Here is a 22308-nt window from a genome sequence, read left to right on the forward strand (position 1 = left end):
CTGGTAAATTGCCCCGCCCCCATTCAGGACTTCTCCATGAACGCTTACTACTATCTGGCTATCGCCATTTGCGCCGAAGTGATTGCCACCGTTTCGATGAAAGCGATCAAGGGGTTCAGCACGCCACTGCCACTGGTGCTGGTGATTGCCGGTTACGCCACCGCGTTCTGGATGCTGACGCTGGTGGTGCGCACGATCCCGGTCGGTGTGGCATATGCCGTCTGGGCAGGCATGGGGATTGTAATGGTGAGCGTCGCCGCACTGTTTATCTACGGCCAGAAACTCGATGTTCCGGCCATGCTCGGTATGGGTTTGATCGTGCTGGGTGTGGTGGTGATCCAGTTGTTCTCTAAAACAGCGGGGCACTAAGCCTGCCCCTCAGCGGCGCCGACAGAACGTCAGACTCTGGATCACGTTGTATACTCCCGACCTTGTCTTTTAACACTGAGGTCGCCCATGCCATCCGTTATTTCCACCGACGTGCTGATTGTCGGCGCTGGTGTTGCCGGCCTCTGGCTCAATGCCCGCCTGCGTGGTCAAGGCTTCTCCACAATTGTGGTCGAGCGCGAAAGTCTGGGCGGCGGGCAGAGTGTGAAGTCCCAGGGCATCATTCATGGCGGTGCCAAATACGCGTTACATGGCGCGCTAACCGGCGCGTCCGAAGCCATTGCCGATATGCCGCGCCGCTGGCGCGAAGCCCTGGCCGGTGAAGGCGAACTGGATCTGCGCGGTGTGCGCATCCTTTCCCAAGCCCATTACCTATGGTCGCCCGGCACGCTAGCGGGCAATCTGACCAGCTTCTTCGCCAGCAAGGCTGTGCGCGGCCGGGTTGATCAGGTGAAAGGCGATGAACTGCCCCCGGCGCTGCAAGCCCCCCGTTTCAAGGGTAAGGTCTATCGACTGGCCGAGCTGGTGGTCGATGTGCCAAGCCTGATAGAGCGTCTTGCCGAACTCGCGCAAGACGGTTTATTGGCAGCGCAATCCATCGAGCCACTGATTGAAGACGGTGAAATGATCGGCCTGCGCATTGATGGCCGCGAAATTCACGCTCAGCGCATCGTGTTCAGCGCGGGCGCTGGCAATGCCGAGCTGCTGGCCAGTGCCGGTATCAGCGTGCCAGCGCAACAGCTGCGCCCTCTGCATATGGTGATGGTCAAAGGCCCAACGCTTAAACCGCTCTACGCCCACTGTCTGGGTGGCGGCCCCAAGCCACGTATCACGGTGACCACCCACCCCGCTGCCAATGGCGAGTGGGTATGGTATCTGGGTGGGGACATTGCCGAAGCCGAGGGCGTCGCTCGCGAACCGGCCGAGCAAATAGCGGTGGCACGCAAAGAACTGGGCAATTTACTGCCATGGATCGATCTGAGCCAAGCCCAATGGGCCACGCTGCGGGTCAACCGTGCCGAGCCGGCGCAATCGGGGCTGGTACGTCCGGATAACGCCTTTGTCGCCGACCAAGGTCGTTTACTGGTGGGCTGGCCGACCAAACTGGCACTGGCGCCGGACTTCTCGGATCGCGTGCTGATGGCGCTTGAACAAGATGGCATACAGCCAGGCAATCCCCCTGCCTTGCCACCATTGCCTCGCCCGCCTCTGGCGAAAACGGCCTGGGAGCAATTGTTGCCATGAGTCAGCCCACTCTGCACGACTTCCATCGCCCACTGGGTAGCACCGGCCTTGTGGTTTCACCGCTAGGGCTGGGAACCGTCAAACTGGGCCGCGATCAGGGCGTGAAATACCCCAGCGGCTTTCAGATCCCGGATGACGACGAAGCACGCAGGCTGCTCAATCTCAGCCGCGATCTGGGCATCAACCTGATCGACACTGCGCCGGCCTATGGCCGCAGTGAAGAGCGCCTTGGTCCTCTGTTGCGCGGCCAACGCAAGGACTGGGTCATTGTCAGTAAAGTGGGTGAAGAGTTTACCCACGGTGAGTCCAGTCATGACTTCAGTGCCGCCCATACCCGGCTGTCGGTTGAGCGCAGCCTGAAACGTCTTGAAACAGACTTCATCGATATGGTGCTCGTGCATTCTGATGGCAATGATATGGCCATTCTTGAACAACAGGATGCGTATGAAACCCTCGCGACCCTTAAACGCGAAGGCAAAATCCGCGGGTTCGGCCTCTCGGGGAAAACCGTTGAAGGTGGCCTCAAAGCGCTTGAAGTGGGCGACTGTGCGATGGTCACCTACAACCTGAATGAGCAGGCCGAGAAGCCGGTCATTGATTATGCCGCGGCCCATGGCAAAGCCATTCTTGTCAAAAAAGCGCTGGCCAGCGGGCATGTTTGTCTAAGTCCGGGGGTTGATCCGGTGCGCGCCAGTTTTGAACTGGTATTTGGCCATCAGGGTGTTGCCAGTGCTATTGTCGGCACCATCAACCCGTTGCACCTGGCCCATAACGTGGTCACCGTGGCGCAGATTCTGCGTAAACCTTGATGCCGCCGACGCGGCCGACCCCGACGCAAGAAGGAGCCGACATGCCGCGTTCGCTCATCCGCAAGAACCCCAACGACTTTAAAACCCTGTCCCTGTTTGTCGAGGCCACGCCGGAAGGCTTGAGCTATCAAAGCATTGGCATGCCACTCAACTTTGCCCAGACCTTGCATAAACGCCGTCAAGTCAACGTGACAGACACCCAGCGCTTTGGTGTGGAGTTGGCCAATCTCGGGGTATCGGTACGCCTGACGCTGAACTGGCAGGGCCGTGATTATTGGGTGCTGGTTCGCCAACGCCGTCAAGACCGGGGCGACGTGGTGCTCAAGTTGATCTCTGGCTATGTGCCGGCCCACGAGATCAACTTGCCGCTGCATACCGCCATCCAGGAAGTCGCTGAAGAGTGCTTGCTCGAAACCCCTGAAGGCTGGCTCAGCGGTCGCTTCAAGGAAACCTGGCTGCCTGCACCTTATGCCAGCGCGCTACATTATCGCGAGGCCCTGCCCTTTCTACTCACACCGTTGTCCGGCGCTGCGCTTGCGGTTCGTTGTGGCAGCCAAACGTTGCTGGAGCGCCCACGGGCGTATGTGCATTTGCCGACAGCTTCGCTGCAACTGATTTACGACTTGCGGCTGGAGGTCCCCAAAGAGGCTAAATCGCTCAGCCTGCTGCATGTCGATGAACGTCTGGAAGGCGACCAACTGGTGGCGCGGCTCAACCGCAAGCGTCCAGATCTTTACTTGATGCCGTTGACTGATGGATTGCCCTGCGCCGAGCTTTACACCCTGCACAAGGACAGGCTGCACTCGGTCAGTACGCGCGGGATACATTTGGCTGAAAGTTTTGCGCCGCAGGTGGGCTGGGTGGTCAGCGATGAACGTATTCGCTGGAAAGACTGGCTCAAGCAGCAGGGCTTGAGTGCGCCTGAGAAAGAATCAGGACTCAAGCGCCTGACGGGCAAGGCCCGACAGATATTCAGGAAGGTGGTGAAGCACAAAGCCCCTCACCCTAACCCTCTCCCTGAGGGAGAGGGGACTGACCGTACGAGCATTCAAGATCAACACTGATCAGCCCCCTCTACCAACGAGAGAGGGACTGACCGCACGCAGATTCAAGATCACCGCTAATCAGCCCCCTCTCCCTCTGGGAGAGGGTTGGGGTGAGGGCAAGCCTCACTGACCGCGTATTTTCTCGACAATAGCAGTGGTCGAGCTGTTCTCAACCAGCCCCAGCACTTTCACGGTGCCGCCATAAGCCGTCACGATGTCCGCACCGACCACTTGGTCAATGCCGTAGTCGCCGCCCTTGACCAAGACATCAGGCTTGACCTGAGCCAGCAAGTTTTCCGGTGTGCCTTCAGGAAAGCTGATCACCCAATCCACTGCCCCCAAACCGGCCAGCACCGCCATGCGACGGTCAACACTGTTGATCGGACGCCCCGGCCCTTTCAGACGGCTTACCGACGCATCGTCGTTAACCGCAACGATCAAACGATCGCCTTGGGCCCGCGCCTGTTCCAAGTACGTCACATGCCCGGCGTGCAAGATGTCGAAGCAACCGTTGGTGAAAACGATCTTTTCGTTGTGAGCACGAGCATCGTCAATCGCCAACAGCAATTGATCGAGGGTCACTACGCCTCGCTCCGAACCTTCTGAACGTTGAATCGCACGACGCAGCTCAGGAGCACTGATGGCCGCCGTACCGAGCTTGCCCACCACAATGCCAGCCGCCAGATTGGCCAACGCAACCGCGTGAGGCAGCTCTTCACCGGCAGCAATGGCCGCTGCCAAGGTTGAGATCACCGTGTCACCGGCACCGGTCACGTCAAACACTTCCCGGGCACGAGCTGGCAAGTGCATGGCCGGAAAACCCGGGCGCAACAAGGTCATGCCTGATTCACCGCGAGTCACCAGCAAAGCACCCAGATCCAGTTCTGCCATCAGCTTGGCGCCCTTGGCTACCAAGTCGCCTTCATCCACGCAACCACCGACGATGGCTTCGAACTCGCTGAGGTTAGGCGTGATCAGGCTCGCCCCTCGATAAATCGAGAAATCTTTGCCTTTCGGGTCTGCCAGCACGGGAATGCCACGGGCACGTGCGGCCTGGATAAGGACCTGATGGTTCTTTAACGCGCCTTTGCCGTAGTCGGAAAGCACCAGTACCTTGATGCCTTCAAGCAAGTTTTCAACTTCAGCCCCCAACGCCAGCGCGTCGGTGGCGAACGGTTCTTCGAAGTCGATACGCAGCAGTTGCTGGTGACGGCTCATGACCCGCAGCTTAACGATGGTCGGCTGATGCGCAATGCGCTGAAACAGTGCACGCACCCCCGCGCCTTCAAGGCTATTGGCCAAGCTATTGGCCGCCTCATCGTCGCCGGTCACACCCACCAGAGAAGCCGGTGCACCCAGGGCAGCGATGTTCAAAGCAACGTTGGCAGCACCGCCCGGGCGGTCTTCGATTTGCTCGACCTTGACGACCGGCACCGGCGCCTCAGGGGAAATCCGTGAGGTCCCGCCATGCCAATAACGGTCGAGCATGACATCGCCTACCACCAAGACAGGGGCTTGATCGAATCGCGGCATGGACAACTTCATGGAGAACCCACATACAAAATGAACAGGGGCGCGATATTAACACAGGGTGAACACAGGTCAGTTCACCTGTTAATCGCAGCGAATGAGAATCAGAGGTGGGCCTGGCAGCCCGACGAATCTTAATCAAACCTGCGGGAGTCGGCCCCCGCAGGTCTGGTTTACATCCTAGGTCATATCACCCGAGGTTTGCGGGGCATCAAGACCCATCGAATGCAACCGTGCGTAATATCCGCTCAGCTCCATCAATTCAGCATGGGTGCCGCGCTCGACGATCTGCCCCTGATCCATGACCAGAATCAGATCGGCTTTTTCGATGGTCGTCAGGCGGTGAGCAATCACCAGTGTAGTTCGACCTTTCATGACATGGTCGAGGGCCGCCTGAATATGACGCTCGGACTCGGTATCGAGAGCCGAGGTGGCTTCGTCGAGAATCAGCAACGGGGCGTTTTTAAGCAATGCTCGCGCAATCGCCAAACGCTGGCGCTGACCACCGGAAAGCAGCACGCCGTTCTCACCTACCTGAGTATCCAGGCCGTGGGGCAGTTGCTCGATAAAGTCCATCGCATAGGCATCGCGCGCAGCTTTTTCGATCGCTTCGCGCGGCGCTCCAGCCAAGTCACCATAAGCGATGTTGTTGGCCACCGTGTCGCTGAACAGGGTTACGTTCTGGGTTACCTGAGCAATATGGCGACGCAGGTTAAGCAAGCGATACTCTTCGATTTCCACGCCGTCGAGCAGGATTTCACCCGAAGTGTGGTGATAAAAGCGTGGGATCAGGTTGGCCAGTGTCGATTTGCCACTACCAGAGCGACCCACCAACGCCACCATTTGCCCAGGCTCAACCGAGAACGTTACATCCTTGAGTACCTGACGGTCGGTGTCCGGGTAGGTGAAGCTCAGGTTGCGCACATCAAGACGACCAGTCACCTGGTCACGCTCGATGGTGCCCTTGTCGACTTCAGGTTCTTCGTCTAATTGTTCGAAAATGCTTTCTGCGCCTGCCACCCCTTTCTGGATGGTCGAGCTGACCTCCGACAACTGGCGGATCGGCTTGGGCAGTAAGCCGGCCAAGGTGATGTAGGCAATCATGTCGCCAGCCGAGGCGTCACCGCGCAGGTACAGCACCAGAAACATCAGGATGCCCATGGCGATGTAAATCACCAATTGCAGCATGGGCGTGTAAATCGCTCCGGTCCGCGTCATGCGCAGTTGCTTTTCGGTGTTGCTGAGGCTGGCCTGAAGGAAGCGCTTCTCTTCGTAAGTCTCGCCACCAAAGCTGCGCACTACGCGATAGCCCTGGATGGTTTCAGAAGCCACGTGAGTCACATCGCCCATCGCGACCTGAATTTTCTTGCTCTGCTTGCGAAATTTCTTGCTGGCCGTGCTCACCATGACCGCAATCAGCGGCAAGATGGCGATCATCACCAGCGTGAGACGCCAGTTCATCCATAGCAAGGACGCGAACAGGAAGATCACCGTCATGCCTTCACGGATAACCACTTTGATAGCATCGGTTGCAGCACCGGTGACCATGGTTACGTTGAAGGTGATACGCGAAATCAGATGACCCGAGTTGTGCTTGTCGAAATATCGATTGGGCAATGTCAGCAGGTTATTGAACAATTGAACCCGCAGATCATGCACCAACCCCAACGACACCTTGGCCAGGAAGTAGTTACCCAGAAACGAACCAAAACCTTGCCATGCTGCGATCAGGACGATCAATATCGGCACAGCCTGTAACAGGCGCAGATCACGCAGGTAGGGAATAGTCGGGAACAACACCGCATCGGGGTTGGACAGGCCGTCGACGAAATACTTGAGGATGTAGCCAAGCATTGGCTGCGTCGAAGCGAAAATCAGAAACCCGACAATACTCAGCAGGAAGAGGCCGATATAGGGCCGGACATAACCTAAAAGGCGCAGGTATATTTTTACGCTCGATTGGCTTTCGCTGGGGCTGGATTCGGTCATATCACGCGGCGGTTAAGAAAAAAGGATGCTGACTTTATCACAGCTTCTCTGGTGTACTGCGTGCCGGTTAGGACGACGCCCCGTAGGGCAGCCAAAACGATATTAAAAGGCCACTACGCTAGTATGGCCGTCAAACTATGGAATGAACTTTACCGCATGCAATTCCGCGACTTGAGCTATTCAAAAAATCGGCTGTTTGACTTTATTTGCCTGTGGCTGCTGCCCATCGGCCTTTTGTTGCTGTTATCCGACCTATATTTTCTGCCTAACCGTAGCCTGCATCACAAACTGTATTACGGTTTTTTCAGCATTCCGACCCTGATCGCACTCGTCTTGCGCCCGCGCGAGCTGAAAGACTTTTTGCGTGAACCCATAATCCTGGGTTTTCTGATCTTTTGCGTCTGGGCCATGTTCAGTCTGATCTGGAGCAACACCGACGCCGGTTTCTGGAGCCAATTGCGTCCATCCCTGCACCTGCTCATGCTGTTTCTGGGCTGCTCACTGCTGCTCAAGTACCGGGGTGAAATCGTCCAGCCAGTCATGTTCGCCGCGGCGGTCATCGCCTTGATCGCCACCTTTTATAACCTTTACCTGTTTGTTCCTATTTATAACTCGCATATGCGCATGGTCGGCGCGGGAGCCTTCGACAATCCGCTGCTCAGTTCACACGCCTTCGGCTTCTTTTGTGTTTACTGGCTAACGCTGATCATGACCTGCAAGCGTGCGCCCATTCTGTTGATAGCGATCCCCGGCTTTATTGCCATGTTCGCGGCACTGGTCGCCACCGGTTCAAGAACCCCGCTGGTCGCAATCGTTCTGGCCATGGGCTGGCTGAGTTTTATGTGCTGGAACCGTCGCTCGGTCGTACTGATCGGCGCCTTGGTCGCAGGTGGCATTGTGGCCATGACCCTCTTCAGCGACATAATTCTGAGCCGTGGCAGCTCCTTTCGCTTTGAAATATGGGCCATGACACTTGACCTCATTGGCCAGCACCCCTTGCTCGGCCATGGTTTTGACGCGCACTTGTCCCTTATGCCGGCTGGTGCCGCTGAAGCCCTGAGTGAACCCCATAACTTCGCTTTGGGCGTGCTCTATTACGTCGGTATCTTCGGTTTGCTGCCCTGGCTGTTTATTCAGGTGTGGGCGCTATACAGCAGCTGGCGACATCGGGTGCAACCGTTGTTCATACTGGCATCCGCCTGGCTGGTGTACGGCATCGGGGCAGGCTTGACCGAAGGCGGTGGCATTCTGCCAAGACCTAAAGAACACTGGTACTTACTCTGGATTCCACTGGCCCTGATCGCGGCCCTGAGCATCAACCTACGCCTCAAAACCCTGCGCGACCGCCCCGTAAATCGGCTATCTGCGCCTGCGCTGAACAGCCTGATGACCCACGCTCAGGTGATAGAAGAGGACGGCCTTGGACCTAAAGTGCTGCGCCTGGAAAATGGCCATTTCCTCAAGATATTCCGCGCGCGCCCCTTCTACACCTCCGGTTACTTCAACCCCTATTCCGAGCGCTTTGCCGTTAACAGCGAGCGCCTACAGGCCATGGGCATTCCTGCTCCGAAAATCCTCGACCTGTACCTACTGACCGAGGGCAGCACTGCAGTGCTTTACGAGCCACTGCCCGGACAAACGCTGCGTCAGGTCTTGCAGTCGATGGGATCGCCTTCAGTACGGCAGGCGCTGGTGGAACGCTTCGGTAAATTTCTGGCCCAACTCCACAAACAAGGGGTGTACTTCCGCTCCTTGCACCTGGGCAATGTGTTGTTGATGGACGATGGCGAATTCGCATTGATCGATATCGCCGACATGCGAATCTTCCCTTCACCGCTCAGAATTACCCTGCGCCAAAGAAATCTGCGGCACATGCAGCGCTACCCTGAAGACCGCCGCTGGTTGTTCGAAGAGCAACTGCCAGAATTGTTGAAGGGGTACGCTACGCTGGCTTCGCGGGCTGAAGTTGAGAGTCTGCGCCTGCAAGTTGCACGCCTGCGGCCTGCGCAGGTGGCCACCTCATGAGCCTGAGCAGCAACAGCGTCCTGTGGGCCGTAATGGCTTATGCCTTGGCGATTGCCACCTCGAGTCTGTTGCTGCGCTTTTTTCCGGTAGTCAGACGCAACCTCGAGCACACCTCCAAAAACCGTTTTACCAGCGTAGATGGCCTGCGCGGTTATTTGGCATTCGGCGTATTTATTCATCATTCGGCAATTATCTGGGTCTTTGTGCGCACCGGCGTGTTTGATATGCCCAAAGACCCGTTTTACGCGCAAATCGGGCTGGCCAGCGTGGCGCTGTTCTTTATGATCACCGCTTTTCTGTTTTGGAGCCGACTGATCCAAAAAGGACGCGATTTCGACTGGCTGGGTTTCGCGGTATCCCGTGTTTTCCGCCTTTATCCGCTGTACCTGCCGTTGTTGTTGTTGGTTATTTTCAGCGTTTTTTATGTGCAGGACTGGACCTTCCATGACTCTGTGCTTGAAGTGGCGGGTCAGGTTTTAGCCTGGCTGGTTTTCGACCGGCCCGACATCAACCAATTCACACAAACCGGCGGGATGATCGCCAATGTCACCTGGACACTGAGCTATGAAGTGTTCTTCTATATGACGTTGCCGCTGTTCGCCATGGTGTTTTTGTATCGCCAGGGCTGGCAACAGACGGTGCTGTGCCTGATTGGCATTTATGCGCTGTATCAGTTGGTGGGTTGGGAACATTCGCTGAAAAAGCACATCCTGATGAGCTTTCTCGGTGGCGTAGCGGCCGCCTATTGGGTTCGGCGCCCGGCGCTGGTGGCCTGGAGTCAGACCCGTCAAGCAGGGGTTATTGCGCTACTGGTCTTGCTGATAGTGTTGACCCTGTTCCGCAAAAGCTTTGCGTTCTTCCCGTTGCTATTGCTGACCCTGCCCTTCTCGATCATCGCCTCGGGCAACATGTTGTTTGGGGCATTGGCGCTGCGTAGCATTCGCTGGATGGGAGAAATCAGCTACAGCACGTATCTGCTGCACGGCTTCCTGCTCTGGCTGATGATGCAGCGCTTGCCGCTGCTGTTACCGATCGATAGCAAGCAACCGCTCACTTTTGTGTTGCTGGCTGCACTGTGCAGCTGCCTGCTGATGGTGATCAGCACCCTGACCTTCCTGTACATCGAAAAACCCGGCATGGCGACCGGCAAGAAGGCCGCGAACTGGTTGCGCCAAAAAATGCAGGCTAGAGTGCAAGTCTTGTAGGTGCTGCCCTCGCGGGCACACTTGCACCCACCTGTCAGAGAGGGCTAGCTCTTTTCCAGCGGCGAAAAGAATAGCCGCCCCAGCCCGCGCCAGGTTTTGCCTGTCCATTGCTTGAAAGGGATCTGTGCCAACAACTCCCGCGCTAAAGCACGGTCGCGATTGGCCGTTTTCAAAAACATGGAATTGAGAAATTTGTACCGCACCTCGTCGTACAACGGGTGATCGCTGTACTGCGCGTAAATGCGCAGAATGCTGTCGATCATGAACCGGTGGTTCTTATAGGAATTGGTCGCGTGCTTGCGATACTGCGCCATCACCACATTCAAGCCGTCAATAAAGTACCCGGCATGGGTGATCTTCAGTTCGATATACAAATCCTCCAGGCGAATGCTCGGGTCAAACCCGCCTACCTTGTCCAGCGCCTCGCGACGGATCATCAAGGTGGTCGCCGGTGGATAAGGCTTGCGTTCCAGAAACATGTCGTCAAAGTCAAGACGGCGGAACGGCACATCACGGCGCTGACGCTTCTCTGGGTACAAGTTGCCCTCAGCGTCGATCAACTCGATGTTACCCGCACAAATCCCCACTTCAGGTTTGTCGTACAGGTAGTTGACCTGTATCTCGATACGCTCGGGCAGCATGATGTCGTCCGAACCGAACGGCACAATCAGGCTGCCCTTGGCCCGTGCTATCGCCCCGTTAAGGGTGTTGGTCAGCCCCTGATTCTGTTGCACCCGAAAATCAAAACCGTGGGCTGCTTGCAGGCGCTGAATGCGTTCCACACTGTCATCGGTCGAGCCATCATCAATGACCAGCAACTCAATATTGGGGTACGTCTGATTCAGAACACTCTGGATGCTCTGTTCGATATACGGCCCGTGGTTGTAGGAAGCAATGATTACCGTAACCAGCGGTTGCGACTCTGTCATGGGAACTCCTTACGCGCCTGACTCAGGCCATCCTCAATCAAATCCAGATACGCCTGCCGGAACACTTCGATGTCATGGTGTTCCTGCAAATAGCGGTAAGCCTGCTCACCCTTGGCCTGTAACGCTTCATCGGACAACCCCAGATACTCATCCAGTGCAGCCGTCAGTGTCGCGACATCGCTTGGCTTAACGGCCAGACCGCCGGCGCCTTCAATAAGGGGCAGCATGGCCGGCACGTCTGTGGCAATCACAGGCAGATGGCCGCTCATGCCTTCGAGCAGCGCCAGCCCAAGACCTTCAGCCAGTGAAGGCATGGTCCAGATGTCGAACGCTCTGACGTACTGCAAGGCATTCTCTTGAAACCCCAGCAAGTGCGCACGCCCAGTGAGGCCGAGCTGTTCGATTTGCTCACGCAAACGCGCTTGCTCACGCCCCGCGCCAATAATCGCCAACTGTGCTTGCGGGTATTTGTCCTTGAGCGCTGCAAAGGCCTGCAATAAAAAACGATGCCCTTTGATCGGCACCAGACGCCCCAACGCTCCAATCATCCGCGCATTCTGATCCAGGCCAAGCTTTTCACGGGCCTGCTGGCGAGGCAGCTGCAAGGCTTCGGCTTGCTCGATGTCGATCGCATTGGTGATTGCGAAGGTATTTTGCTCGGTGAACCCGCAGTTACAGTCGAGCAAGTACTGTTTGACTGCAGGCGACACGCCCACAAAGCGCCAGGCTTTATCAATCAGGCGTTTGGCCTGACTACGACGATAAAAGCGGTCATATTCGCCGAAACCGTGAGAAATACCCACGCACAACGGCACTTTCAGCCAGCGATTGAGTTGCAGCATCATGTTCACAGGCTTGAAGCGATTACAAATCACCACATCAAACTGCTCTTTGCGGCAAAACTTGTACAACGCCCACATGGCGCGCAGGCGCATGCCCTTGAGCGATTTGTCACTGAACTCGAAATACACCGAATGATCGGCTTTGCTCACTGGCTCGCCGGGGCCGGGGCGGCCGCGCAAAAAGGCTGCCGTGATTTCATAGCGCTCGCTGGGCAACGCCCGCACGATCTGTTCAGCGAGATCGGCAAAGTCATGGGATTTGACGTTGTAGTCAGGTTGCAACTGCAAAACCTTGGAACGCTTCATATCTATCCCTGCTGAAGTCCGGTGGTATCGATAACCCAAAACAGCTCATGGCGCCGCACTGCTTTACGAAAGAATTCATTTTCGCCGTAGGGCGAGGGCTTTCTGCCCGCCAAGAGCGTTTGTAACAAACGCCGAAGCCGCCGTTTGAACGGCGCGCGCGGTTGCAGGTCATGCATCATGCCCAGCGCCATGGCTTTGTCGCGTTGATGGGCGAGGTTCAGCGATACGCTGTAGGGCTGTAGCACCTGCTCAGGATCAAAAACCGGGGGCAAGGTGATCCCCTCCCCGCTACTCCCCATCGGCCAGCGGTCATTGTCGTGCAAGTGGTTGGCATACCCCAGGACAGTCAATGGCTGCCACTCAAGCCCTTGAAGCGCTTCGAGCACGGCCGCCTGTGCGCAGACATGATCCGGGTGCGGATCCAGAGTCGGGTGCGGCAAGACGATCACCTCAGGGCGAGCCTGCAGGATTAATGCACGCAAGTCCGCCAGCAGATTGTTCCAGGTGGGTGCACCGTCCACATCGCCGGGCAGCGGGAATGCGTTGAACTGGCGAAACAGCCGCGTATCGCACAGGTCCGCTTCGCGAGAAACGATCGCTTCGTCTGGCGCTGCCTGCATGGCTTGCAGTTGCATGCAAAAGTAGCCCAGTTGCGCACACTGGGTTTCGGGTACGCCCGCCCAACGCGGCACGGCCAAACTGTCCCAGGCGCGCAGACGCCCTTTTAGACGCGCAGCCTCGACATGACACAGGCCCATGTCCTGATAATGCTCAGTTTCGATTTCGCCTGCCGTCAGCGTGACGATCCAGGCCTCTTTAGCCTGGCTGTACAGCCCGTAGGCAGCCAACTCGGCATCGTCGGCGTGAGGCGCAATGACCATCACCCGCTGCTGACGGTAATCAGGCTCGCGAAAAATCCAAAGCTGCGGGGTTTGAAAACGACAAAAATGCCCGCGAAGACTCAGCTCCCCGGCGCTCAGCGCTGAAGCACTGCCACTCAAATTCAGATAACGCAGGCCATTGACCCCACGTTCGAAGGTCTGCTGATCGTAAGTCTCGCCGCCCGTAATCGTCACATACGGGTCGAGAAAACGTCCAAGCCAACCACTTTTAACCGTGAGCGCAAGGATAAGGGTTTCATCACCCTCCAGACTCAGAGGCTGGTCCACACGCAAGCGACCGTTCTCCAGCCGGACACCAGGGCCCTGGCTGTGCGCCGCAAACTGATACTGGTAATCATCCTTGGGCGAGTAAAACAGGTGGTCGGCAAACCAGGCTTCATGAGCCACCCAACTCAGCACCGCAACCAGAACGCTTACCCACCAGGGCAACAGCACGGCACAGACGGCTAACACCAACAAGGCCACCAGCAGGCCAAACCGTTTGTTTCGCCGATGACGTTTGAGGAGTTGTTGCTTGCGACTGACAGGTTGGCTCATGAAATGGCTCTTGTAATGTGTCCCGTAGCAGGCGCTGACTGCCAGCGCCCGCCAGTTTTACGTTGCCTCGACTCACACTCGGTAGACAGGCACCGGGTTGCACCAACGCTCCTTGTACTCTCGGTCAGCACGACCGAAGGAGAAACGCAGAGGTTTGTCGACGTTGCGCGCCTGCTCCCAAGCGGACTGGGTGTTGAGAAAGCTCAACACGCTACCGGGGCTGAAGGCTCGTGTTTCGGGGTCTACGCCACCGTTGACGTATTCGACGCTGACCCACTGCGGCGACTCGACCCGATACACCAACTGAATGGCTATGGGCGCATCGTTGAGGTAGATCACCGAGCCGATCAGCAGTTCACGCAAAAGCTCGATCACCTCGGCCATACGTTCGGCCCCGGTCGCTACAAACCCCCAGCGGCGCAGAAACAGATCGCAGTAGATCGTCGCCAGTTCGACGCTGGACAGCTCGCTAACAGGACGTATCACGCCTCCGGCCTCTTCCAGCAATCGCAATTCACGCCGCTGGTTGTAACGGAATTTCTTCGACAGTTCTTCCGGAGTGCGTGACATCGCCAATAGCTCGGCTTGCAGCACTAGATGGCTGAAGCGCCCTTCATTGAGCTGCGACAAATAACGGCCACGATGACGTAAAGGCGCGGCCGCATCAGCCGCCGCAGGCAAGATAATCTCGGCGTTGCCGAGGTCAAACAGGCCTTTTTTGCCCTGACGCTTAAGCACGTCCTTGGACAATGCCAAATCCCGCCCCCAGGTCGGGATAGCCGCTTTTAGATCGCCGCCTTGCTCCCACGCCAGATAGCGCACCGGGATCCCGGCCAGCTGGGCCAAGCGCTCAACCACCATGGGATGGGTCGCGACGCTGCCGCCAAAACGCTGCCAGGCATCGGCATAGGCTGGCGCGTCAATCACGCTCCAGCCACGCTCGCGCCAGCCTTGAAAACGATTGAGCATCAAGACTCCGCAGTCAGGTCGGTGACTTGCGGCAAGCGCCAGAACGCATCGCGAACGGCTTCATCACTGAAGCGCTCATGCAGACGGCCCAGCATGCGCTCGGCGCAGTCTTCTCGCTGCTCTTCGGTGAGCACTGCCAGATGTTGCAGGCCTTGGGCCAAACGTTCGGCATCGCCCAGCGGGAACAAAATGCCCACACCTTCAACCACTTCGATTGCCCCACCGCAGGCAGTCGCCAGCAAGGGGACACCGGCCGCCATGGCTTCAAGCAGCACCATGCCAAACGGTTCATGGTCGGAGCTGAGGGCAAATACGTCGAAGGCACGGAAAAAACGACGGGCCTCGGGAACCTGGCCAAGGAATTTCACTTGATCGCCAATGCCAAGCTCGCTGGCCAGTTCTTTAAGGTCCTGCTCCAGACGGCCTTTGCCCAAAATGGCCAATAGGCTGCCCGCAGGCAAGTTCGCCAGAGCGTTGGCAAACCCCTTGATCAGCGTGGCCTGATCCTTGTCAGGATGCAGCCGCCCGACGTTACCAACGATAAAGGCAGCGGCAGGCAAGCCCAAGGCCTCTCGGGCCTCAAGGCGGGGCAGTTGGCTGTCCTGAACGGCGTCGATATCAATGCGGTTATAGAGCGTGCTGATGCGGCCTTTCGGCCACTTTGGCAAGCTTTTACGCAGGTCATCGCGCACAGCGTTGGACACACCGAGCAGGCTCAAGCGTTTGCGGAACAGGTGGGCAAACAGCCGGCGGCTGCGGCGCTGATAGTCGCCAAACGCGTGATGCACACCAATCACCGGCAGGTTTGTTGCCAACAAGGCAACATAAACCGGCTTGAAGCGATGGGCGATGCAAAAGCTGAAATCACGCGAGGCCGCGATTTTACGCAGCTTGCCAATGGCACCCAGCTTCAGGCCACGAATGTCCCGAGAGCTGAATTCCATAAACAGCACTTCGTCAGACGCGCAGCCCTCGGCCACCTCGGGATCGGCCGCCCCGGTCAAAAAGACCGTGGTGACCCGATACCCGCTGCCGGCAAACAGGCTGGCGTACTGGCGCGCGCAGTCCAGAAACGGCCCGTCATAGCCGTGACAGAACTGCAGCACATGACGCTCAGTCGAGCGATTCATAAGTCGGCGCACCTTCTTTAACGACCAGAATGTCTTCCATAATCAGGTACTGAAGATCGGAACCGAAAAACATGTTCAACGCATCGGTCGGCGAGCAAACCATCGGCTCACCGCGACGGTTGAGCGAAGTGTTGAGCGACACACCGTTGCCGGTCAGGACTTCAAGCGCCTTCATCATGTCGTAGTAACGAGGATTATATTCGCGTTTGAGCACCTGGGCACGGGACGTACCGTCCTCATGCACAACCTCGGGCACGCGGGTCTTCCACTCTTCAGCCACTTCAAAGGTGAAGGTCATGAACGGCGCCGGGTGATCGACCTTGATCATCTGCGGGGCCACGGTGTCGAGCATCGACGGGCAGAAAGGCCTCCAGCGCTCGCGGAACTTGATCTGCTCGTTGATCCGGTCAGCCACGCCCGAGCTGCTTGGGCAGCCAATGATCGAACGCCCGCCCAACGCACGAGGACCGAACTCCATACGGCCCTGGAACCAAGCCACCGGATTGCCGTCGACCATGATCTTGGCGATGTTCTCAGGGGTGTTGTTGATTTTGCGCCATGCAGGGTTGCCCGGATGACGGGCACACGCGGCAATCACGTCTTCGTTGCTGTACGCAGGGCCGAGGTAGACATGCTCCATCTTCTCGACCGGCACGCCACGTGCGTGGGACACATAGGCCGCAGCGCCGACCGCGGTGCCGGCATCTCCGGATGCAGGCTGAACGAACAGTTCTTTCACGTCAGGACGGGCAATGATCTTCTGGTTCAGCTTCACGTTCAACGCGCAGCCACCCGCAAAAGCCAGCTTGCCAGTCTCTTTGAGAATGTCGCCCAGATAATAATCAATCATTTGCAGCGACAGCTTTTCAAACAGCGCTTGCATGCTGGCCGCGTAGTGGATGTACGGCTCGTCGGCGATATCGCCTTCGCGCTTTGGCCCCAGCCACTCGATCAGTTTTGGCGAGAAGTAGAACCCCTTGCCGTTTTCTTTGTAGCGGCGCAGGCCGATGACGTTGGCGTACTCGGTGTTGATCACCAGTTCGCCGTTTTCAAACGAGGCCAGACGCGAGAAATCGTACTTGCTGGCGTCGCCGTACGGCGCCATGCCCATGACCTTGAACTCGCCGTCGAGCATCTCGAAACCGAGGAACTCGGTAATCGCGCCATACAGGCCGCCGAGGGAGTCTGGATCGAAGAATTCCTTGAGCTTGGTAATCTTGCCGTTTTCGCCATAACCGAAGAAGGTCGTGGCGTATTCGCCCTTGCCATCGATGCCCAGAATCGCGGTTTTCTCTTTGAAACCCGAGCAGTGGTAAGCGCTGGAAGCGTGGGCCAAGTGGTGCTCAACCGGTTCAATCTTGATTTTCTTCGGGTCAAAACCCAATTGCTCAAGGCAGAACACAATCTTGTTGCGATAGCGCTTGTAACGACGGTTGCCCATCAGGATCGCGTCAAGGGCGCGGTCCGGGGCGTACCAGTAACGCTTGGCATAGTGCCAGCGTGCCTTGCCGAACAAGCTGATCGGGGCGAACGGAATCGCCACCACGTCAACGTCAGACGGTTTGATACCCGCTTGCTCAAGGCAAAATTTCGCAGACTCGTAGGGCATGCGGTTCTTTGCATGCTTATCACGTACGAAGCGCTCTTCCTCAGCCGCCGCTACCAGCTTGCCGTCGATATAGAGGGCTGCGGAGGGATCATGGCTGAGGGCGCCGGACAGGCCAAGAATCGTCAATGCCACTGGGTTAGCCTCTTTAGAGTGCAGGCAGGCGGCAGGCGCCTGAAAAAAGGGTGCACTGCGCGCAAAGCGCAGAAACAACTAAAGGGCGGGATTATAGCGTAAAGACGCCAAGAATGACCCAGCGCGATTTGCCACGCCCAACCCATCCATCGTATGCACGTTCCCACGAGCGTGGGGCTACCCCCCAGCGAGCACATTGAGGGAGCACAATACGTATATAGGCCCTGTTCGCCCGAGCTTTGCGATTCCCTGTGAGGACATCCTCACGTGCATCTGCACACGTCTAAAACAGGAACACGCAATGTCCACTTACCTGGAACAATTCAAAAACGCTCATCGCGAATTACTCGAACTGCACAGCGCTACCCCTGACCTGACCCTCTCACTGAATCACCGACTGCGGGCGTTCTTCCCGAGACTGCCTGAAAAAGCGCACACCGATTTGCTTTACCTCACCCATGAACAACCACCGCTCCCGGGACAAGCCCCGGTTATCGTCAGTCAAACGCTTGGCGCGATGATTGAAGAGTGTTACCTCACAGGTCAGGTGCCTACTTTCGAGCAAGGCTCGATTCATATTTACAATCAGGCGCTAACGCTGGATGAGCGGCATCGCACCCGGGGGATCACCCCGCACGAACTCGAGCGGTATCTCGATTACGCGACTAAATACATGGAGCGATGTGTAATTGATGCACTGAAAGATTTTTGGGAAACCCCACAGGCAGACTTCGATGGGCTCACTGCGAAAAACAAACTGGACCAGATCTTTCTCGATTTGCTCGTCGCCGAAAGCCACCTGCGTCATCAGGACAAAACTCTGAGCAAGGCCGCTCTGGACGCCATCATTCAGGTCTTTGATCCACCTATAACGCTCCCACCAACCCCTCCTCAAGACACACTCGGCCTCTACAGCGTGGCCTTGAAAAGCGATCAGCAGCAGATCGGCACACCGCTCAACGGGGTCTTTATCATCAGCGATGCAGACCTTCCGGGGATACACCCCCCGAGACGAGCCGCAGGTATGGACGATGCCTCTGACGAAAAGTCAGCAGATGATCCAACTGCTCGCACGGTGGTCCTTTTCACCCCGGCCAACGGACTGGAAACCTTCGAGTCCCTCAAAGACCTTACGCAAGAGTTAAAGGCAAGACTGCGTGACGTCCATCAACGCGAGGCCTTGCTTGACTGCGTGTTGGCCCAGGATCGAGCGCGCGCCCTCACACAAGGTGTCGTGGAGTACCGCACGATCACCCAAGATACCGGGACGTTTTACAGTCAGGATCTGATCCATAAACAACACCACGATATGCGCCATGCCTGGGCAGAGGCGCGGACAAATAAAGCAGACCTCAGCCTTGAGCAACTGTTTGAATGCGTCAAACACTCCCTGCACTCAAGCCTGCCCCTCAAACCCGAGCGCATCTTGCGGGCGCGCCAAACCCGTCTGATTGAGGCGCAATTGCCGAGCTGGCTTAAAAACGCCTCCGATGCCGATAAAGTTCAATGGCGACTGGCCGTTGAGCGCCTCAATTTCGAACGTCTGGCCTCGGAAAGCTCACAGGCTCAGTCCATCACTGAAAGCGGGAAAAAAAATACGCTGCTGGGTTATGCCCGCCTGCAACTCAAGCAAACAATAAAAGCGGATCACAGCATAGAGGTCGACCCCGACACCATTATCATCTCGACCACCGAAGCATTGCAGACAGGCGCCGTGATTAACCCGTTCGGTGGTTCCGCGTTCGCCGCAGGGTTCAGCACTGATCGAACCGGACCAACCATTACGTATAAAAATACGCGTCACCGCTTGACCGAACTGGCGCTCCTCAATGTGGGGCAACTCGACACCACCTTTTCCCTGACGGCACAGGTGCTTGACGCCAACGGCAATACACACCCGATACTCACCCACAGCTACATCAAGAATTTAGTCCGCAGGATCGATGTGGGGGAACGCTACAAAACCAAACTCAACAACTTGCTAGTCAGGTCCCCGCATGCGCACTGGCGCAAGGAACGCTACGTCGCACTCAAGACCGCGCAATTGAAGTTGGACCTGATAGAAGCCCAGTTATCCGGCACCCTTAACAATGAACAGGCGGCATGGGTCAGGACGGCAATGGAGCACCCCGTCGACAGCACCCGACCTCTGTTCAACGGCGCAAAAATAAAAGTCCATCTGCCGATGTTGCGCTACAAACCCTTGCCAGGGTTACTGGCCTTTAGCTCTACAGGCTCGAGTGGCCTGGTGTGTTACCTCCCGGATGCACCTGACCGAAACTGGTTCGTGGTCGCCACATCGCGCAATGAGTTGGCGCGCAAGCTGTCGTCGCAGGTTTTACGCCCCTACCTCTTGAACCGCGTGACAGCCTCTCAACGGCCCTATATTCAGACGCTCCTCAATGACGGCCTGACTGATACCGACCTGCGTTTTCAAATAGTCGAGCACCAGCAGTTTTATGAAGCGTCGTACGACACCGAGGCCATGTACGCCATCAGGGAGGCCGACGAGCAATCGACCTCAACCTATGAAAGCAATCTCAACACGGCCAAGGAAACAATTCTGACAGCGATTGATGTGGTGTCTTTTGTCTTGCCCACCAAAGTGTTGCTGCCCATCGTGATGTTGCGTTTTGCTTACCAGATTGGACTCGGCCTGGATGCACTCGCGCGCGGAGAAGAGCACGAGGCATTTCTGAACTTCATAGAGTCCATCGCTCACCTGACAGATGGTGCCTCAGACTTCGCTGGCTCAGCGGTGTTTGGGCGAGCCATTCGCCAACGTGCCCGGCTGCCGGCACCTGCCCTCAACCCCAACGCAGCCACGCCACCTCCCAGCAGCGGGCTCACGTTACGCACAGGTGAGGAGTACGGCACTGGCGCCTACGAGCTCACACGGGTGAGCGATGGCCGAACCCAGAGCACGCACTACCTAAAAGACAGCCGTAACAACTACTACCGCTGCCAGTACGACAGCCTGGACGCAACATGGCGGGTGATTGATACCCGTGAACCCAGCGCGTTTTATCGCCAGCCGGTCAGTCAACTGTCGTCGGGAGACTGGGATCTAAACCAGACATTGGCAGCGATCAGGCAAAGGATCGCGATAGAGGAGGTCATCGAGAGCGCTCAGGTTTCAGGCATCAACCTGGCCGGTAAAACGCCTGATGAACAAGGCATCTATCGTCTGTCCAACATGAGGTATATCGAACAAAGTGGCTTGGTGTTTGAAGTCCGCAGTGGCTGGTTAGGACGCGACTGGTACTTGCACATACCAGGAGGGTCTAGCCACACGACCTCCTATAAAGTTCGGCGTGTATCCGATCACTGGGAAATCAAACACCGCCTATCACCCACCACGAAACGCTGGGAACTGCTGGTACGTCAAGGTGTACAGCTGCCCCCTGCGCCCGCTGTCGTACTTCACACGCCGCACGACGTAGCCCTTGAATACAACACCGACGTGCAAAACTTGCTGACACACAGCAGAAAACTGCTGATCAATGGCGTAACTTCAAGTGACCCCAAACTTCACGACGCTGCTACGTTCTTCAAAAGGCACCGGGCAAACCTGCTAGCGGATGCACAGGCGTTCCTCAACACGTCACCCACCAAACCTCGCCCCTTAAAGCCTGATCTTGCGGCCAATGAAAAGGCGAGCGTCATATTTGACCGTTTATATGAAAACACCCAAGGCGTGATCATTGGGGAAGCACACGCCAGCCAGTCAGGCAAAAAAATACTGATCGAACAGATGGCCCACCTGGCCAGAAACAAAGTCGACACCTTATTTTTAGAACACCTGCAAACAGATGCACATCAAACCTACCTGGATGATTTTTCTGCACGTAAAAAAATACCTGCCGGGCTGGACAAATTTCTCAAAGAACAAGATGCAGGCCACGGAGTTGACACCGCCAGCGCCCATAATTACAGCAACCTGGTGCGCTGCGCCGTGCAACACGGCATTAAAATCAAAGCCCTTGATTGCATGGCCAGTTACCACCTGAACGGCCTCGCGCAAGGTCATCAACCCCGGGTGCGCTACGAAATGTTCAGCTATACCGCTTCGCAGATCATTCGAGCGCATACCGCACAAAACCCTGGCCAAAAATGGATCGCCCTTGTGGGCAACTCTCACGCCAATACGTTCGTGGGGGTTCCAGGACTGGCAGAGCTGGAAGGCGCCATAGGGCTGCGTGTACTGGATGCGCCCCCTGGCAGCAGCCCCACATTAAAGAAAGATTTCAGCGAGGTGATAGCGCCGCAATACCCGAAAACGGATTACTTTTATTTGAAAAACGACTACGTGATGGAAATGGAAATCCCCGGGACAACACCACAAAAAGCGCCCCTGTCGCCCGCGCAAATTGAGCAGAAACTCAGCCAGCCCGGCCTTTACATAGTTGAAAATAACCCAGTCGATGGTGCTCAGCTCATCCACCGTTCAAACAACAATCAAATCATCCGTACCCGACTGCAAGCCGATGCTCATGGCGAGCTTTTTATAGAGCGCCCTAACTGGCAGGGTATTCATTTGGTTCGCTACAAAGACATGAATGAACTGACCATAGCTTTGTATGAATACGGTCTGCGCCAGCTCAAATAACCTATAGAACTCAGTCACTCACACCTTCGCAAGGACGACAGAACGTCGTCCTTGCCTGTTACTTTTACTGGCTATAAGACCCTCACCCGTTAAACTTCATCTTCTCT

15 protein-coding genes are annotated in these 22308 nt (G+C 56.7%); 7 read left to right on the forward strand and 8 right to left on the reverse strand.

Features of this window, described 5'->3' with window-relative positions; genetic code table 11:
• Positions 1-36: 36 nt before the first annotated feature.
• The 4 genes from FJD38_RS08210 (at position 37) to FJD38_RS08225 (ending at position 3505) form a co-directional block, all read left to right on the forward strand.
• On the forward strand, positions 37-369 hold the full coding sequence (locus tag FJD38_RS08210; RefSeq protein ID WP_095004291.1) for a DMT family transporter: 333 nt from the start codon (positions 37-39) through the stop codon (positions 367-369).
• 87 nt (positions 370-456) lie between these two features.
• A complete protein-coding gene (locus tag FJD38_RS08215; RefSeq protein ID WP_146384797.1) occupies positions 457-1632 on the forward strand; it encodes an NAD(P)/FAD-dependent oxidoreductase in 1176 nt (391 codons plus the stop codon).
• Complete coding sequence (locus tag FJD38_RS08220) at positions 1629-2441, forward strand: aldo/keto reductase (RefSeq protein ID WP_146384799.1); 813 nt, start codon at positions 1629-1631, stop codon at positions 2439-2441. Before FJD38_RS08215 ends, FJD38_RS08220 begins: the two co-directional genes overlap by 4 nt.
• Positions 2442-2482: 41 nt before the next feature.
• Positions 2483-3505: a metal ABC transporter ATPase gene (locus FJD38_RS08225; RefSeq protein WP_146384801.1), complete on the forward strand. Its 1023-nt coding sequence runs from the start codon at positions 2483-2485 to the stop codon at positions 3503-3505.
• A gap of 105 nt (positions 3506-3610) precedes the next feature.
• On the opposite strand, the gene hldE is transcribed toward FJD38_RS08225, so the two are convergent.
• On the reverse strand, positions 3611-5032 hold the full coding sequence (gene hldE / locus FJD38_RS08230; protein WP_122785115.1) for a bifunctional D-glycero-beta-D-manno-heptose-7-phosphate kinase/D-glycero-beta-D-manno-heptose 1-phosphate adenylyltransferase HldE: 1422 nt from the start codon (positions 5030-5032) through the stop codon (positions 3611-3613).
• A gap of 165 nt (positions 5033-5197) precedes the next feature.
• Positions 5198-7006: a lipid A export permease/ATP-binding protein MsbA gene (msbA, locus tag FJD38_RS08235; protein WP_122785116.1), complete on the reverse strand. Its 1809-nt coding sequence runs from the start codon at positions 7004-7006 to the stop codon at positions 5198-5200.
• 156 nt (positions 7007-7162) lie between these two features.
• Between msbA and FJD38_RS08240 the strand changes: the two genes are divergently transcribed.
• On the forward strand, positions 7163-9031 hold the full coding sequence (locus FJD38_RS08240) for a bifunctional O-antigen ligase/aminoglycoside phosphotransferase family protein (protein WP_146385074.1): 1869 nt from the start codon (positions 7163-7165) through the stop codon (positions 9029-9031).
• Positions 9028-10236 carry an acyltransferase family protein gene (locus tag FJD38_RS08245; protein ID WP_146384803.1) on the forward strand — a complete coding sequence of 403 codons (1209 nt, stop codon included), beginning with the start codon at positions 9028-9030 and terminating at the stop codon, positions 10234-10236. The genes FJD38_RS08240 and FJD38_RS08245 overlap by 4 nt, the downstream gene beginning before the upstream one ends.
• Before the next feature lie 44 nt (positions 10237-10280).
• Here FJD38_RS08245 and FJD38_RS08250 read toward each other — a convergent pair whose 3' ends face one another.
• From FJD38_RS08250 to FJD38_RS08275, 6 genes are all read right to left on the reverse strand, one after another.
• Complete coding sequence (locus FJD38_RS08250) at positions 10281-11165, reverse strand: glycosyltransferase (protein ID WP_122785119.1); 885 nt, start codon at positions 11163-11165, stop codon at positions 10281-10283.
• The gene (locus FJD38_RS08255; protein ID WP_146384805.1) at positions 11162-12313 is read right to left on the reverse strand and encodes a glycosyltransferase; all 1152 of its coding nucleotides are present in this window, start codon (positions 12311-12313) and stop codon (positions 11162-11164) included. The genes FJD38_RS08250 and FJD38_RS08255 overlap by 4 nt, the downstream gene beginning before the upstream one ends.
• Before the next feature lie 2 nt (positions 12314-12315).
• Positions 12316-13752, reverse strand: coding sequence for a PIG-L deacetylase family protein (locus FJD38_RS08260; protein ID WP_146384807.1), 1437 nt, complete (start codon positions 13750-13752; stop codon positions 12316-12318).
• 72 nt (positions 13753-13824) lie between these two features.
• Positions 13825-14721 (reverse strand): GNAT family N-acetyltransferase, encoded by an 897-nt coding sequence (locus FJD38_RS08265; RefSeq protein ID WP_146384809.1) that lies wholly within the window; start codon positions 14719-14721, stop codon positions 13825-13827.
• A complete protein-coding gene (locus FJD38_RS08270; protein WP_146384811.1) occupies positions 14721-15851 on the reverse strand; it encodes a glycosyltransferase in 1131 nt (376 codons plus the stop codon). The genes FJD38_RS08265 and FJD38_RS08270 overlap by 1 nt, the downstream gene beginning before the upstream one ends.
• The gene (locus FJD38_RS08275) at positions 15835-17592 is read right to left on the reverse strand and encodes a carbamoyltransferase family protein (RefSeq protein WP_122785124.1); all 1758 of its coding nucleotides are present in this window, start codon (positions 17590-17592) and stop codon (positions 15835-15837) included. Before FJD38_RS08275 ends, FJD38_RS08270 begins: the two co-directional genes overlap by 17 nt.
• A gap of 301 nt (positions 17593-17893) precedes the next feature.
• On the opposite strand from FJD38_RS08275, the gene FJD38_RS08280 reads away from it, so the two are divergent.
• Positions 17894-22201 carry a membrane-targeted effector domain-containing toxin gene (locus FJD38_RS08280; RefSeq protein ID WP_146384812.1) on the forward strand — a complete coding sequence of 1436 codons (4308 nt, stop codon included), beginning with the start codon at positions 17894-17896 and terminating at the stop codon, positions 22199-22201.
• Positions 22202-22308 lie beyond the last annotated feature (107 nt).

Source organism: Pseudomonas saxonica, from assembly GCF_007858365.1.
Taxonomy (GTDB): Bacteria; Pseudomonadota; Gammaproteobacteria; order Pseudomonadales; family Pseudomonadaceae; genus Aquipseudomonas; species Aquipseudomonas saxonica.

Coding starts and splice junctions, on each gene's coding strand:
- FJD38_RS08225 (WP_146384801.1), top strand. CDS start 2,483: ATGCCGCGTTCGCTCATCCGCAAGAACCCCAACGACTTTAAAACCCTG.
- FJD38_RS08250 (WP_122785119.1), bottom strand. CDS start 11,165: ATGACAGAGTCGCAACCGCTGGTTACGGTAATCATTGCTTCCTACAAC.
- msbA (WP_122785116.1), bottom strand. CDS start 7,006: ATGACCGAATCCAGCCCCAGCGAAAGCCAATCGAGCGTAAAAATATAC.
- FJD38_RS08245 (WP_146384803.1), top strand. CDS start 9,028: ATGAGCCTGAGCAGCAACAGCGTCCTGTGGGCCGTAATGGCTTATGCC.
- FJD38_RS08260 (WP_146384807.1), bottom strand. CDS start 13,752: ATGAGCCAACCTGTCAGTCGCAAGCAACAACTCCTCAAACGTCATCGG.
- FJD38_RS08210 (WP_095004291.1), top strand. CDS start 37: ATGAACGCTTACTACTATCTGGCTATCGCCATTTGCGCCGAAGTGATT.
- FJD38_RS08270 (WP_146384811.1), bottom strand. CDS start 15,851: ATGAATCGCTCGACTGAGCGTCATGTGCTGCAGTTCTGTCACGGCTAT.
- FJD38_RS08255 (WP_146384805.1), bottom strand. CDS start 12,313: ATGAAGCGTTCCAAGGTTTTGCAGTTGCAACCTGACTACAACGTCAAA.
- FJD38_RS08215 (WP_146384797.1), top strand. CDS start 457: ATGCCATCCGTTATTTCCACCGACGTGCTGATTGTCGGCGCTGGTGTT.
- FJD38_RS08240 (WP_146385074.1), top strand. CDS start 7,163: ATGCAATTCCGCGACTTGAGCTATTCAAAAAATCGGCTGTTTGACTTT.
- FJD38_RS08265 (WP_146384809.1), bottom strand. CDS start 14,721: ATGCTCAATCGTTTTCAAGGCTGGCGCGAGCGTGGCTGGAGCGTGATT.
- hldE (WP_122785115.1), bottom strand. CDS start 5,032: ATGAAGTTGTCCATGCCGCGATTCGATCAAGCCCCTGTCTTGGTGGTA.
- FJD38_RS08220 (WP_146384799.1), top strand. CDS start 1,629: ATGAGTCAGCCCACTCTGCACGACTTCCATCGCCCACTGGGTAGCACC.
- FJD38_RS08280 (WP_146384812.1), top strand. CDS start 17,894: ATGTCCACTTACCTGGAACAATTCAAAAACGCTCATCGCGAATTACTC.